Origin of the sequence: Flavobacterium anhuiense (genome assembly GCF_900101855.1) — a bacterium.
GTDB lineage: Bacteria > Bacteroidota > Bacteroidia > Flavobacteriales > Flavobacteriaceae > Flavobacterium > Flavobacterium anhuiense.
Window position 1 is genome coordinate 75,534 of record NZ_FMVC01000002.1, and the last position, 14,180, is coordinate 89,713.

The following is a 14,180-nucleotide window of genomic DNA, read 5'->3' on the forward strand; positions in this document are numbered from 1 at the left end:
AGTATACTGCGAGACAACTAAATGCTTATAAGAAATATTTAATATTTCTTATGTTCAAGGCTCCAAAATATTTGGAGCCTTTCTAAAACATTTCTTCATATTCCCTTCTATGATTCCTTATCATTACAAAAAACTTTTTTCTCTTTATTTAGGAGATTCAAAAATTGCACTATTTATAATTGTATCGGTTTTTAGAATTTTTAAAACCAAATTTTTAAAATCATCGTCATATTTAATACTAATGCAGCTTTTTAAGGCCATGCCTTTACCTTTAATTTTTTCTTTTATATATGAATCTATAAAGGATTCCAGAGCTTCAAAATTATTTGGGTTTAGGCTTAATTTTTTATTGTAAAAGAGAATGCTTTTATCTTCGCTTTTTATCCCATTGATCCACTTTGTTTGAGTAATGCATTTGCAGACCGCATAATCATCAAACCATGCCTTTGCAATTTGTTCTTGAGTAGCTGTCTGGGAAAAAACTTTAATGAAATTAAACATTAAAATTAAAAACAATATTTTTTTCATTTTTTTTTAAAGGTTTATTTGATATAACATAATATAGCGTTGCCTGATAAAACTGAGGCGAATCAGCGTAAGAATGCCCTCCTAGAATGGCGCTTCTATTCCATATAATAGCCTGAGCCTGCTTTATTAAAAATTCAAAATCCTACATAAAAAACTAACAGCCAAAATGACTACAAGTATACGCGTTTTTAAACAACAAAAAAATATAAAAAATATTTATTAAACACTTTTTAAGTTAAAACACATAATTATTCACAATATTTATCTGTATTATAAAACTGGTGCTTTTTGAATTTTGAACAGTAAAATGGCCGTTTATAAATGGGATTCTTCATCTGTAGGGGAATCATTTTTTCAATATGCGTACGCAGCTTCTGCTCCATGGATTTCGAAGATATCTAAATTATTTAATGAAGGAAAAAATAAAAAATACAACTATTTCCAAACTTGTCCCTTATACAGAATCATTAATAAACTAAACAGAGTTTTCCGCCGATCCCAAGACATCCAACACAAATTCCTTTACCCTGCTTTCAACATCTCCGACAACTTAAGAAAAATCAACGCCGAGAAATTTATTATTCCCTTAAGTGGCCAATCGAGCAAGTCGATCAATGGATAGAGCCGGCAAAATGTCCATACCCATCCTTCCCAATGTGATGTACGTCACTTTAATTTCGTGATGTAGGTCATCTGCTGCAAAAATTCAAAATCTGAATTTTACATCAAATTAAAAACAGTAAAAAATGCAAACAAAACAACTTAGAATCGGTATTGTAGGTACCGGCATGATTTCAAATATAACAGCCCAAGCAATCAATGCGGCATCGAATGCCACGATTTCTGCAATTTCTGGAAGAAACACTGAAACACTGAACAATTTTGCCGACCAGCATCAAATAGCTTCCAGATACGATGACTGGAAAAAAATGATTGCCTCGCCAGAGGTCGACGCCGTCTATATAGGTGTTCCGACTTCTGCCAAAGAGGAGATTGCAATTCAGGCTGCCAGAGAAGGAAAGCATATACTGGTGGAAAAGCCCTTTGCGGACTTTGAGTCCCTTAAGCGCATCTCTGCCACTGCCAGGGAAAACAAAGTAGCATTCATGGATGCCACCCACTTTACACATCATCCGAGAACCAAAAAAATTCAGGAAAATGCAGCCGCACAGATTGGAACTGTCCAAGGAGTCCACACCTCTTTCTTCTTCCCTTTTCTTGACCGCACAAACATCAGATACAATACCCAGCTGGAACCTTTAGGGGCTATCGGCGATATGGGGTGGTACGTTGCTCGCGCTATAGTAGAATACATGCCCAACGCAAGCGAAATATCGGATATCAGGACTTTCATTCAGCGTGATCCCCAAACCAATGCCATTTATCGCGGTTCTGGGATGATCGAATTCAAGGACAATCAAATCTCAAACTGGGATATCGGCTACAATGCAGGGGTCTGCATTATGGATTTGGACCTTCTAGGCACCGAGGGCCTAATAGCTATGGATGATTTTGTACTGGACTGGTCAAAAGGATTTGCCTTTGATGATGAAAACCATATAGCAGGCTACACCCTTCGCAAAGGAATGGCAACCCCTAAAGATTTTGAATATGTCGGTTCGCCGACAGACAAGGCCCAAACCGTCCACATGGTAGAAAACTTCGCGGAGCTTATTTTCCACGGAAACGGGCAAACCATCGAATCGGTAATAAAAAAAGCTGAAGATACCCAGTTTATATTGGACAGCATATCTAACAGCATTCAAGGGTAACCAACCGACTAAGCTTATCCCATCCCTTTTAATCTGAAATACAGCTCGATGGAGACCTAGAAGCCATCCAGAATACGCCTGTAGAAACCAGAATTTTATCGGCAGAGGAAATTAGTTGGAAAAAAGCACAATTATGGAAAAGACTTCAGAGATAACAATCGTTGCAACAGCAATTGCTCTTAACAATGAAGAATTAAATCTCCGCCGCGAACAGGAAACGCTTGTTGCCGAGACATTGAAGGAAAAAGGATGCATACGCGATGAACTGCATCAGTCAAAAGACGATCCCAGAGTGTTGGTTTTTGTCGAGACCTGGGCCAGTGAACAAGATTGGAGAGCCCATATGCAAGGTGAGGCTATAAAAAAATTCCAAGCCAGCGGCGCTGCGAGATGGATTGCAGATTTCACGCTGCATAGAATGACCAAGATAGCAGGGTAAAGTTAAAACATGCCTTAGATAAATGAAAAAGCTGAAATTTATACTTCGGCTTTTTCATTATATTTGGCCAGTTAATTTTACAATCGCATCACGTACCATGGAAGAATACTATAGCCTGCTGAGAAAACACATCGAAGAGGTCAACCCCTTAACCGATCTGGAATGGGAAACCGTAGCGGCATGCTTTGTATATAAAAAACTTCGAAAACATCAATTTCTCGTGCAGAAAGATGAATTGGTGCATTATAAAGCCTGGATAATTAAGGGCTTGTCAAAAACCTATGCTATTGACAGCGAAGGCAAAGAGCATATACTCCAGTTTGCAATGGAACAATATTGGACCAGCGATTTCAAGGCCTATCAAAACAAGACGCCGGCCACTATGTTCATCGACTGCATAGAAGACTCCGAATTTTTCTGCATCCGGCATGAGGACAGGGAAAAACTCTGTCATGAAATACCTGAAATGGCAAATTTCTTCAGAGTGAAATCACACTACGGATACATCGCCCTAGAGCAGCGCATCATGTCGCTGCTGACCGAAACAGCCGAGACCCGCTATAATAATCTTGTAAAAAAATTTCCGCTTTTAATTCAGCGCGTACCCAAAAAACTTTTGGCTTCCTACTTGGGGATGACAAGGGAAACACTCAGCCGGCTTATAGGTTAACAGATGTGATCTAGGTCACTTTAAAATTTTGTTTTAACTATTACAAACCACATTCTTGCTGTTCAACAGTAGCCAAAAATCGTTTTATTTTTCTGGTGAACTTCGTGGCTGCTTAATTCCCAAAAAAAAAGACATCAAAAATGATGTCTTTAAAAATAGTCATCGGTATTTTTTATTCTAAATCAAAAACTTTACCTAGATGCTCTTCCATCACAAAATAGGGATTCTTAGTTTGTGTCATGGCTCTCATATGAATTAGGCTTGTTTTACTCATCATTCTAAGCATTTGTCTTCTCTCACATTTCACAATTTTGCCATTTTCCTCCCTCTGCCCAGCCGTAAAAGCACTCCTTCCATGCGCGCATAAATGATTATTGACGAAAATAACATCTCCCGAATCAGGAATATATTCGCTGTTTATCAGCTCTTTTGCCTCATTCCAGAATTCCGTTAAATTGTACAATGCTTCAGGAGTCTGTCCAGCCTTTTCGTTAAAAATCTGCTCTGCGGCATCAAATCTTATAAAAGGCAATTCCTTATTTCCATATAAAACTGAAGCTAACGGACCATCATTAATTTCTTCATCATAATTAGCATCTTTCGGACACTGATAAATCGGCTCAAAAAGCTTTTCCATAACAGGATTTATTTTACCGTGGGATCTCACAGAATAGAGCGTCGAAGGAACTCTTTCTTCATTTCGCAAATACAGAAAGCTCAAAAAATCTGCCTGATGAAGCAGAAAAGCATCTTCTGTATGAACATATAAATCTGTTTTTGAACCTGATCCCGTCTGTGTTGCTGCCATCTTTTCGTCTGGAATAACAGCATGAAGTATTCCGCCACCCTTTCGTTGCGCATAATACTGGACAGGCTTCGAAGGCACAGCCCCATGCAGCAGTGAACAGATAAAACCATATTTATTAAGTTTTGAATAATCTGCACTCTGCCAGTTCGCCGGTGTTGGCCCTAAAAGTTCCTGATCCACTTCCAAAAGCCCCTTAAATACTATAGCACCATATTGGTCTGCTGAAAAGTCTGTTCCAAATTGGCTTAAAATCCTAGCTATTCTTTCAGGCAGCAGCTGGTAAGAATAAAGATGAAGCGCCGCTATGTAATCTGGGTTTTCATAGGAGCGAAATGCCTTCTCTAAAAGATCTCCAACATTAGATAAAATGTTTCTCTCTTGGGGCGTAATTTCTACGATCAGCGGACTTGTAGGAATTTGATAAGCGTAATTTTCTCTAACTGGCAATTCATCTTCAATTACTGACTGTGATTTCATTTCTTAGTTTCTTTTATAGTTAATAAAAATTTGGATAAATAAAAAGCACAAACTGCTGAAAACAATCAATATACAAATAAAATATCGATCAAATACATTTTTTCAATGTAAATAATTTCGTATAATTTTTTTACTGTTTTATTTTTTTTATAAAGATTAATTTCTACATTTGCCTCTACTGTTTTTATTCATTCTAAATAAAATCTACTTACAAATATATTTAGTTTTACATTTTAAAAAAAGAATTTTCTTAAATAATTTTTTAAAAAAATATGAATATTAGTACGAAACACAATAAAATCAAGCTGTCAATACATGCACATCGACAGAAAAAAATTTCAAAAATCATCCGAGCTAGAAGAAGTGTCTATGCGGGAGATTTTATTAAGAAGGAAATTCCAGATAAGCTGTTAGATGAAATTCTGACCAATGCGCTTTGGGCGCCAAACCATAAAATGACCGAACCTTGGAGATTTCTAGTTTTAAAAGACAGCTATCTGGAACACTACGGCATTTTCATGGCAGATTATTTCAAAGATTCTTATCCTGAGCTAAGTGCAGAAGCTAGGGATGAAAAACTGGACTATCTTAGAAACTATCCTCTAAATGCGGCTTGCTTAATCGGCATTATCATGGTAAGGAATACCAAAATCAATCTTCCGGAATGGGAAGAAATTGCCGCGGTATCATCTGCAGTTCAAAACATTGCACTGACCTGCACGGCCTATAACATTGGAAATTACTGGAGCACAAAACAGGTTGCCATAGATTATGTCTCGCAGTTTGGACTTGCCGAAAATGAAAAATCGCTTGGCCTCCTCTATCTCGGATATTATCCTTCTGATTTAAAAATTTCAAAAAAGAAGAGAACTCCATTATCCAAAAAAGTCTCCTATTTCAAGTAATCATTAACTGAATAATAAAATTTAAAATTATGAACAATACGGTAAATACCACACAGGAATCTAAAACCACGCTTCCTAAACCGGAAAATTTCAAAGACATTTTCAGCCAGCACTCTGATAAAGAATATGCTGCCGCTGTAAAATCAGCGCAAGAAAGAGTCAGCAGTTTTTTAAAAAACACCGCTAAACCTTTCACGGGCATTAGACCTGATGAAATGAAACGTATGGTTGAGGCAATTGATCTTGATGAACCGCTTCCAGATTATCAGAGCCTTTTTGATGAAGTTGATGAAATTTATGTTAATCACGCTACAGCTTATCATCTTCCTCAATACATTGCACATTTAAACTGCCCAGTTGTGATTCCAGCCCTTGCGGCAGAAGTTTTAATAAGCGCCATAAACTCTTCTCAAGACACCTATGACCAAAGCGCTGGAGGTACTTTTATCGAAAGAAAACTAATCGATTGGACAAGCGAACAGATTGGCTACCAAGATGGGGACGGAATTTTTACTGCCGGAGGTTCGCAAAGCAACTTGATGGGACTGCTTCTGGCGAGAGATTATTACGCTTTGGAATATCAGAAATGGAATATCAAACTTGATGGACTTCCTGCCGATGCTTCAAAATTTAGAGTTTTTGTTTCGGATAAAGCGCATTTTAGCAACCATAAAAATTCGTGGATTTTAGGATTGGGCGAACAAGCGGTCGTTCACGTTGGTGTTGATGAAAGATATCGAATGGATCCTGAAAAATTAGAAAGTGCAATTGCTTCAGAAATTCAAAAAGGAAATATTCCGATTGCCATAACTGCCACTGCAGGCACAACAGATTTTGGAAATATTGATCCGCTTCAGCCGATTGCTGCTATAGCAAAACGCTACAATATATGGCTTCATGTAGATGCCGCTTATGGCTGCGGACTTCTTTTAACCGATAATCACAGACATCTTTTAAAAGGAATTGAACTGGCTGATTCTGTAACGGTTGATTATCATAAATCATTCTTCCAGCCAATTAGCAGCAGCGCATTCATCGTAAAAAACAAACTGCATTTAAATATTATCAAGCATCACGCCGATTATTTAAATCCGAAAGAACAGGATTATGATGCGCTTCCAGCACAAATCAATAAATCAATCATCCAAAGTACGCGCCGTTTTGATGCTCTAAAATTGTGGTTTACGCTTCGTTATCTGGGCAGGGAAAAACTGGGACAATATACCGATACGATTATTGATACCGCACAGCAAGCTGCAGCTTTGATTGAATCTGATCAAAACTTCGAGCTTTTATGCCACTCTGATATGGGCGTTTTAGTGTTCCGCTATCTGGACGGTCCTGCTGAATCCAACTCATGTGAAGTCAATAAATACATCAAAGAAAAGCTTTTTTTCACCGGAGATGTATTAGTAGCCAGTACAAAAGTGAATGGTGAATTCTTTTTGAAGTTTACCATTTTCAATCCGCTCACCACCGTAAATGATATACAAAACATTCTTAACCAAATCAAACAAAAAGGAAATGGATACCACAGACTTAACTAATTATAAGCAGCTTGCCGAACAAGTAAACTTTAAGTCTCTGCTTAATTGCTATTGCAGAGAATTTAGCAACTGGAGCCGTTATGAAGGAATCCCTAAATATGATCCAGCTCTAGCTGATTTCATGCAAACCATTAATCATGCTTCGTTTTTGAGATTTGATTTTGCATTAATTGGACAGGAAGTTTTTGCTCCGTTAGCTTACTTCTCAGAAAGTGGAGTTCATTCATTTCTTTTTCCAGTTGTATCTCGTGATCTTGCTGCAGATACATTTAGAGAAATAAATCCAATGGAATTCACCGAGTTTGCGGCTATTTATTCTAAAGATGAATATCCCGATGCAGATGCGGGTCCAACACAGGAACGTATGAAAAACAGTGTTGATAATTTGGCCTTATATCTGGAGCATCATAAAGAGAATGGCTTCAATTCTAATAGTCCGAAAATGAGCTTTATAGAGGCTGAACAGTCTTTAATTTTAGGACACAGTGTACACCCGTTGCCAAAAAGCAGGGAAGGTTTTAGCAAAGAAGAATTGCTTCAATATTCTCCAGAAACCAGAGGAAATTTTCTATTGCATTTTTTTCTTATTCATCCTGAAAATGTAATTGAAAAAAGTGCTGCAGATGAGCTTCCAACAGATTATCTTAAAAAAGAGATATTAAAATATAACAGTAAAAATGCCGAAGAGCTTCTAACTTTATATCCTGACTTTAAAGTAGTTCCTACGCATCCATGGGAAGCCTCCTATTTATTGCAACTTCCAGAAGTGAAAGAAATGGAAGCTAAAAAATTGCTTTTTGATCTAGGACAACTTGGACCAGATTATACTGCAACTTCATCTGTTCGAACAGTTTACAATGCTCAAAGCAAGTGGATGTATAAATTCTCATTGCATGTGAAAATTACTAACTCTTTCCGTGTGAATTACATGCATGAGTTAAATCGTGGTTATGATGCAGCCAGACTTATGAAAACGGATTGGGGAAAAAATATTCAGAAAGAGTACCCTCAAATTCAGCTCATTACAGACCCTGCTTTTATTGCTGTAACTTTTAACGATCAAATTATTGACGGTTTCAGCACGAGCATTCGCGAAAATCCTTTTAACGGAACGCTTGCTTCAAAAAATGTTTCTATGGCAGCTTCTCTCAGTCAAGAAGGATTTCTGGGCGAACCTGCGAGAATGCATAATATAATCAATGAGGCTGCGAGAAGAACGAATGCTTCTCCGCAAGAAACCGCTATTTCTTGGTTCAAGCAATATTTGAATATTTCGATTACGCCTTTGGCAGGGATCTTCAATAAATATGGTTTTGGCTCAGAATTTCATCAGCAGAATATACTGGTAGAATTTGATCAAAATCTTTTTCCATCAAAACTATACTTTAGAGATAATCAGGGTTACTTTTTCAGACAAGGGAAAGTTCCAGAACTGGAGAAATTGATTCCGAATTTTGGAGAAGAAAGCAGATCTTTTATTGCAGAGAAGCGAATTATTGATTTTTGGGGATATTATCTTCTTATTAATCATCTATTTGGAATAATAAGCATCTTAGGCAGTAACAAACTGGCTGATGAAATGGCACTGCTTGAACTTCTTTATCAAGCTTTAAAAAAAGAAGAAAACCAAGATGCTACAGGCATGATTTCGCACTTTACCAATAGTGTGAAATTAGTGGTGAAAGGAAATCTGCTGACCAGCCTAAACAATATGGATGAGGCAAGCGCTCCAAGAACAAATCCTGCTGTTTACAAATTATTTCCAAATCCGCTTAACAAACATTTTTTCTCAAAAAAACTTATAAATCCTAGAGAAAATGGGATTGTATTTAAGCGCTTTTTCGAAAAAGAAAATGTAACCATAACATTGCGTCCGATAGACATTGATAAAGATTTGGAAATGCTGCACGAATGGTTTCATCGTGAACATGCTTTGAAAATCTGGCAGATGAACTGGCCGCTTCGCGAATTGGAAGCCTATTACAGAATGCTATTGCCTGGAGATCATTCGCACAGCTTTATAGGCGAAGCAAATGGCGTTCCGACTTTTAATATTGAAATATACTGGGCAAGCCGAGACATTGTTGGAAATTATTACGACGTTCTCCCTTCTGATTATGGAACCCACCAATTTATAGCGCCAACCGATCCTAAGCTAAAATATGGCTCTCCAGCAACGCAATCGATGATGGATTTTGTTTTATCGGAATCAAAAGTAGGCAAAATGGTCGGAGAAGGATCTGTTGATTCCATCGCTTCGATGATGAACAAAGCCCATGTTGGATTTAAAATCGAAAAAGTGATTGAAATGCCGCATAAAAAAGCTAATCTAAACTTCTGTTACAGAGAATGGTATTGGGCAAAATTCCCTACTGCCAAAGATTTTCAAAACAATGAAGTTTCAACTGCTCAAGTCTAACCATAAAAATATTTCCATGAATACAGAAAAAATATATTCCGTAATTGGCATCGGTATTGGACCTTTTAACCTTGGCCTTGCTGCTCTTATTGAACCTGTTGAAGAGTTATCATCCTTATTTTTTGACCAGTCAGAACGTTTTGACTGGCATCCCGGTCTTATGCTCGACAACGCCTCTCTTCAAGTTCCGTTTTTAGCAGATTTGGTGACTATGGCAGATCCGTCAAACCCATATAGTTTTTTAAATTATATAAAAGAAAGCGGGCGTTTGTACCGATTTTATATACGTGAAAACTTTTTTATATATAGAAAAGAATATAATCAATACTGCCAATGGGTTGCGTCTAAACTATCGAATTGCAGGTTTTCTCATAAAGTTGTATCTATTGATTATGCTGACGATGTCTATAAAATCGTAGTTCTTAACACGAAGACGAATACCTCTGAAGCTTTTTATTCCCATAAAATTGTTTTGGGTACAGGAACTTCACCGCATGTTCCTGAATTTATAAATCAGGAAGCGCTTCATAACGTAATTCACACTTCAAAATATTTGTATTTCAAACCACAAGTAAGTGAGAATTCAACCATAACCATCATTGGTTCCGGACAAAGTGCTGCCGAAGTTTTTCGCGATCTTCTCCCGGAAACTCAGAATGGATTGCAGCTAAAATGGTATACGCGTTCTTCACACTTTTTCCCGTTGGATAATAAATCAAAACTGACTTTAGAATTGACTTCTCCGGAATATGTAGATCATTTTTATAGCCTTTCGCACGAAAAACGCAAACAGCTATTATCTAAACAACATGGCCTTTACAAAGGAATTGATCAGGAGTTGATTAATGAAATTTTTGACAGTCTTTATGAAATGAGTCTGGAAGGCAAACCTTTAAATGTCGAGCTGCGATCAAATCTAAAACTTACTTCAGTAAACGAAGAAAAAGACGGTTCGTACCATCTAGATTTTATTCATACCGAATTGGAAGAGCCATTTGATGATCGCACCGATTATCTTGTTATGGCTACAGGTTACAAATACAAAGAGCCTGCAATTCTTTCGTCTATTGAAAACAGAATCCAACGTTTAGAAAATGGATTATTTAATGTAAACCGCAACTATACCATTGATAAAAACGGAACTGAAATTTTCGTCCAAAATGCTGAACTGCACACTCATGGACTCTCTACTCCTGACCTAGGAATGGGTGCCTATAGAAACTCATGCATTATTAATCAGCTGGCTGGGCGAGAAATTTATAAAATTGAAAGGCGCATTGCTTTTCAAGAATTTGGCGTACAAAAAATGGAACTGGAACATCCAAAATCTACTGTTTTGGAATTGATAAACGAATAATTCGATAAGTATGATACTTTCAGAAAACACATTTAAGGAGACAAAACACCTGCACCCTTCCGTATGGAATAAAGTGAATCGAAATCTTCTTGCTAAAAGCATTTCAGAACTGATGCGTGAAGATGTGGCAAAACCAGAAAAAATAGGAACTGAAATAGATGGTTTGACACACTTTGCATTGCAGACAGACAGCGAGAATATTTATTATCGTTTTACTGGATATCCCAGATTTTTAAACTACTGGCATATCGTAAAAGAAAGCATAGTTAAAGTTGAAAATGAAATACAGCTAGACCATGTTGATGTACCTAGCTTTTTCATGGAAATGCAGCAGACTTTTCAGATTAATTCTTTTACACTCGCCCATTATATCGAAGAATTGCTTCACACTTTATATGCCGATGCTTTTATCCATTCGAAACGCCGTTTATCTGCCGCTAAATTGGCTGATGCAGATTTTCAGACTATTGAACACAGTCTTGACGGACATCCGTGGGTAATTGTAAATAAGGGCCGAATAGGTTTTGATACTCAAGATTATGGAAATTACACTCCCGAATCGGGCCAAAAAACAAAACTTATATGGGTTGCAGCCAACAAAAAAAGAGCTGTGCTGCATCTCCAGCCAGAAATGGACGGACAAAAGTTTTATGAAAATGAGATTGGTTCTGAAAAAATAAAAACTTTTCAAAATAAACTGACACAGTTTGGTGTAAACCATGATGATTATATTTTTATCCCGGTTCACTTATGGCAGTGGCAGAATAAATTGGTGATGCAGTTTGCAAGCGATATAGCATCTAAAGATCTCATTGCCTTAGAAGAAACAGAAGACATTTATAGTCCGCAGCAAAGCATTCGCACATTTTTCAATCAAAGCAGCCCAAAAAAACATTATGTCAAAACTTCTATATCGATTTTAAATACAAGCCATATTAGAGGTTTATGTCCAAAACAATTATTTATTGCACCACGGCTGACTTCGTATTTAAAAGATATTCTAAAAAAAGACGAGCATTTACAAAAGATGGATGTAATTCTATTGGGTGAAATGGTTACGGCTTCTTATTCCCATGCTAATTATAGCAAAATTGAAAATCCTCCTTATCAGTATAACGAATACTTAGGAGCCTTATGGCGTGAGAGCCCTTTCAATTTTTTAAAACACGGAGAGAGTTTAATGACAATGGCGGCGCTTTTATACATCGATGATCATGGAAAAAGTCTTGTACAAGAACTGATTGAAAAATCTGGCCTTTCAACAGAACAATGGATGAAAGCCTATATGAGAGCTTATCTAAAACCCGTTCTTCAGATTTATTATCAGCATTCTTTATGCATAGATCCGCATGGACAAAACGTAATTCTAGTTCTAAAAGATTATATTCCAACACGTATCGCTCTGCAAGACTTTGCCGGTGACATTTTAATTAATGAAGAAGGGAAGAAAAAACTGCCTCAGGAATTTATAGAGAATATGTTTAACGCCTCTCCAAATCCTGAGAATGCGCCATTAACCATACTAATAGCCGTTTTCGATGCTTTCTTCAGATATCTGAGCGATCTGATGATTTCTACTTCTGGCTATAATGAAATTTCTTTTTGGAGTTGCGTTCATGATATTGTTATCGAATATCAGCTGGAACATCCTGAACTGAAGGATATGTTTGACAAGTATGATTTGTTTATTCCTGAGTTTAAACGTCTTATTTTCAACAGCCGACGTTTGTACAATGGCTATGAAGAAACAGCTGGTTTCCCACACATGAAAAAAAGCGGTTTTATTCCAAATCCGCTGCATCAGCTTATCAATCAAGAAGTAATAACAGAAAAAGAAAACGCATGAAAGAAGCAATTTTAAAGACACGCTCTTTCTTCAATCTTTTAAGGCGCTCGCTTGCAGGAAGCGAAAGCAATTTTACGTCAGGAAGCATAAACAAGACCATTTTTCTGCTTTCTGTGCCGATGGTTGCCGAACTTTTAATGGAATCCCTATTTGTGTGTTCCAATCTGTTTTTTGTCAGCAGATTAGGTACTAATGCCATTTCAATTGCAGGCGCGGCAACTACCTTTATAACCTTCTGCTATTCTGTTTCGATCGGTTTGGGTATCGCAGCTTCGGCCATGATTTCCAGAAGAGTTGGCGAGAAAAAGTTCAAAGCCGCTGGAAATACTGCCATGCAGGTTATTTATTTAACCGTTCCGATTGCTGCAATTATCAGTATTGCTTGTTCCATTTGGGCTTCAGAAATAATGCAGGCAATGGGGCTTTCGGCAGCCATGATCCAGCAAGGGGCTTCGTACAGTGTTTTAATGTTCGCATCAAGCGGATTTTTGATTCTCCGCATTGTCGTCAACGGAATATTTCGCGGTGCAGGAGATGCATCAACGGCCATGAAAATACTATGGCTTTCAAATGCGGTTAATATTCTTTTATGCCCCGTTTTCATTTTCGGACTTGGTCCTATTCCTGCTTACGGTCTTCTTGGTGTGGGTTTGGCTACTTTAATTGCCCGCATTATCGGAGTACTGCATCAGGCTTGGCATCTCGTTCAAGGGAAAACAATTTTAAGAATTGGAAGAGCGCAACTTTTAATTAATAAAGAAATCCTCAAAAGAGTTGTGAAACTGGCATTTGGAGGAACCGTCCAATTTATAATTCCTGCCTCGAGCTGGGTCATCATGATTAAAATTATGTCCCATTTTGGATCTAATGCGCTTGCAGGATATATTTTAGCGCAAAGGGTAACTTCTATTGCCACAATGCCTGCATGGGGTTTGGGCAATGCAGCGGGCATTTTAACAGGCCAGAATCTTGGAGCAAAACAGCCTGAAAGAGCCGAAAAATCGGTCTGGCGAGCAGGAATGTTTAATATGGTCTTTTTAATTTCAATCGGAATTTCTTGGATATTTCTCGCTTCACCTGTTGTCAGGATATTTACTGATAATCCTGAAGTTATTTCTTTCAGCACGAGATACATCCATTTCATTTCCATGGCTTATATTCTTTTAGGCTATACAATGGTGATTTCACGAGCGCTGAATGCCGCAGGAGAAGTCAGATCTGTTACTTGGCTTTATATCTTAATGTTTTACATCGTTCAGATTCCCCTTGCCTATGCTTTGGGCATTTCTTTCAAACTGGGATCCAATGGAGTTTTCTCGGCCATTCTGATATCAGAAATCGTATTGGCAGCCGCCTGCATAACTGTTTTCCGCAAAGGCGGATGGAAACATACTAAAGTTTAAACTCAATTA

11 protein-coding genes are annotated in these 14,180 nt (G+C 37.6%); 9 read left to right on the forward strand and 2 right to left on the reverse strand.

Annotated elements, in window-relative coordinates:
* Positions 1 to 144: 144 nt before the first annotated feature.
* Positions 145 to 528: a hypothetical protein gene (locus BLP44_RS04815; RefSeq protein WP_091130017.1), complete on the reverse strand. Its 384-nt coding sequence runs from the start codon at positions 526 to 528 to the stop codon at positions 145 to 147.
* A 746-nt stretch (positions 529 to 1,274) separates the two neighbouring features.
* Here BLP44_RS04815 and BLP44_RS04825 point away from each other — a divergent pair.
* From BLP44_RS04825 to BLP44_RS04835, 3 genes are all read left to right on the forward strand, one after another.
* A complete protein-coding gene (locus BLP44_RS04825; RefSeq protein ID WP_091130022.1) occupies positions 1,275 to 2,300 on the forward strand; it encodes a Gfo/Idh/MocA family protein in 1,026 nt (341 codons plus the stop codon).
* Between the two features lie 133 nt (positions 2,301 to 2,433).
* Positions 2,434 to 2,739 carry a putative quinol monooxygenase gene (locus tag BLP44_RS04830; RefSeq protein WP_091130026.1) on the forward strand — a complete coding sequence of 102 codons (306 nt, stop codon included), beginning with the start codon at positions 2,434 to 2,436 and terminating at the stop codon, positions 2,737 to 2,739.
* A 22-nt stretch (positions 2,740 to 2,761) separates the two neighbouring features.
* Complete coding sequence (locus BLP44_RS04835) at positions 2,762 to 3,409, forward strand: Crp/Fnr family transcriptional regulator (protein ID WP_244511672.1); 648 nt, start codon at positions 2,762 to 2,764, stop codon at positions 3,407 to 3,409.
* Between the two features lie 172 nt (positions 3,410 to 3,581).
* On the opposite strand, the gene BLP44_RS04840 is transcribed toward BLP44_RS04835, so the two are convergent.
* Entirely contained in the window at positions 3,582 to 4,694 is a 1,113-nt protein-coding gene (locus BLP44_RS04840; protein ID WP_091130032.1) for a Fe(II)-2OG oxygenase family protein, read from the reverse strand.
* A 272-nt stretch (positions 4,695 to 4,966) separates the two neighbouring features.
* Between BLP44_RS04840 and BLP44_RS04845 the strand changes: the two genes are divergently transcribed.
* Genes BLP44_RS04845 through BLP44_RS04870 form a run of 6 tightly spaced genes read left to right on the forward strand, consistent with a single transcriptional unit; the run spans position 4,967 to position 14,171 of the window.
* Positions 4,967 to 5,599 (forward strand): nitroreductase family protein, encoded by a 633-nt coding sequence (locus BLP44_RS04845; protein ID WP_091130036.1) that lies wholly within the window; start codon positions 4,967 to 4,969, stop codon positions 5,597 to 5,599.
* A gap of 29 nt (positions 5,600 to 5,628) precedes the next feature.
* Entirely contained in the window at positions 5,629 to 7,146 is a 1,518-nt protein-coding gene (locus BLP44_RS04850) for a pyridoxal phosphate-dependent decarboxylase family protein (RefSeq protein WP_091130040.1), read from the forward strand.
* Positions 7,124 to 9,565, forward strand: a complete 2,442-nt coding sequence (locus tag BLP44_RS04855; RefSeq protein WP_091131336.1) for a GNAT family N-acetyltransferase — start codon at positions 7,124 to 7,126, stop codon at positions 9,563 to 9,565. Before BLP44_RS04850 ends, BLP44_RS04855 begins: the two co-directional genes overlap by 23 nt.
* Before the next feature lie 16 nt (positions 9,566 to 9,581).
* Positions 9,582 to 10,922, forward strand: coding sequence for a lysine N(6)-hydroxylase/L-ornithine N(5)-oxygenase family protein (locus BLP44_RS04860; RefSeq protein ID WP_091130043.1), 1,341 nt, complete (start codon positions 9,582 to 9,584; stop codon positions 10,920 to 10,922).
* 10 nt (positions 10,923 to 10,932) lie between these two features.
* Positions 10,933 to 12,768 (forward strand): IucA/IucC family protein, encoded by a 1,836-nt coding sequence (locus BLP44_RS04865; RefSeq protein ID WP_091130047.1) that lies wholly within the window; start codon positions 10,933 to 10,935, stop codon positions 12,766 to 12,768.
* Positions 12,765 to 14,171: an MATE family efflux transporter gene (locus tag BLP44_RS04870; RefSeq protein ID WP_091130050.1), complete on the forward strand. Its 1,407-nt coding sequence runs from the start codon at positions 12,765 to 12,767 to the stop codon at positions 14,169 to 14,171. The genes BLP44_RS04865 and BLP44_RS04870 overlap by 4 nt, the downstream gene beginning before the upstream one ends.
* Positions 14,172 to 14,180: the final 9 nt, after the last annotated feature.

What these genes read in the sequence shown, in the direction of transcription:
- BLP44_RS04840 (WP_091130032.1), bottom strand. Translation starts at nt 4,694, where the DNA reads ATGAAATCACAGTCAGTAATTGAAGATGAATTGCCAGTTAGAGAAAAT.
- BLP44_RS04815 (WP_091130017.1), bottom strand. Translation starts at nt 528, where the DNA reads ATGAAAAAAATATTGTTTTTAATTTTAATGTTTAATTTCATTAAAGTT.
- BLP44_RS04850 (WP_091130040.1), top strand. Translation starts at nt 5,629, where the DNA reads ATGAACAATACGGTAAATACCACACAGGAATCTAAAACCACGCTTCCT.
- BLP44_RS04825 (WP_091130022.1), top strand. Translation starts at nt 1,275, where the DNA reads ATGCAAACAAAACAACTTAGAATCGGTATTGTAGGTACCGGCATGATT.
- BLP44_RS04870 (WP_091130050.1), top strand. Translation starts at nt 12,765, where the DNA reads ATGAAAGAAGCAATTTTAAAGACACGCTCTTTCTTCAATCTTTTAAGG.
- BLP44_RS04830 (WP_091130026.1), top strand. Translation starts at nt 2,434, where the DNA reads ATGGAAAAGACTTCAGAGATAACAATCGTTGCAACAGCAATTGCTCTT.
- BLP44_RS04845 (WP_091130036.1), top strand. Translation starts at nt 4,967, where the DNA reads ATGAATATTAGTACGAAACACAATAAAATCAAGCTGTCAATACATGCA.
- BLP44_RS04860 (WP_091130043.1), top strand. Translation starts at nt 9,582, where the DNA reads ATGAATACAGAAAAAATATATTCCGTAATTGGCATCGGTATTGGACCT.
- BLP44_RS04835 (WP_244511672.1), top strand. Translation starts at nt 2,762, where the DNA reads ATGAAAAAGCTGAAATTTATACTTCGGCTTTTTCATTATATTTGGCCA.
- BLP44_RS04855 (WP_091131336.1), top strand. Translation starts at nt 7,124, where the DNA reads ATGGATACCACAGACTTAACTAATTATAAGCAGCTTGCCGAACAAGTA.
- BLP44_RS04865 (WP_091130047.1), top strand. Translation starts at nt 10,933, where the DNA reads ATGATACTTTCAGAAAACACATTTAAGGAGACAAAACACCTGCACCCT.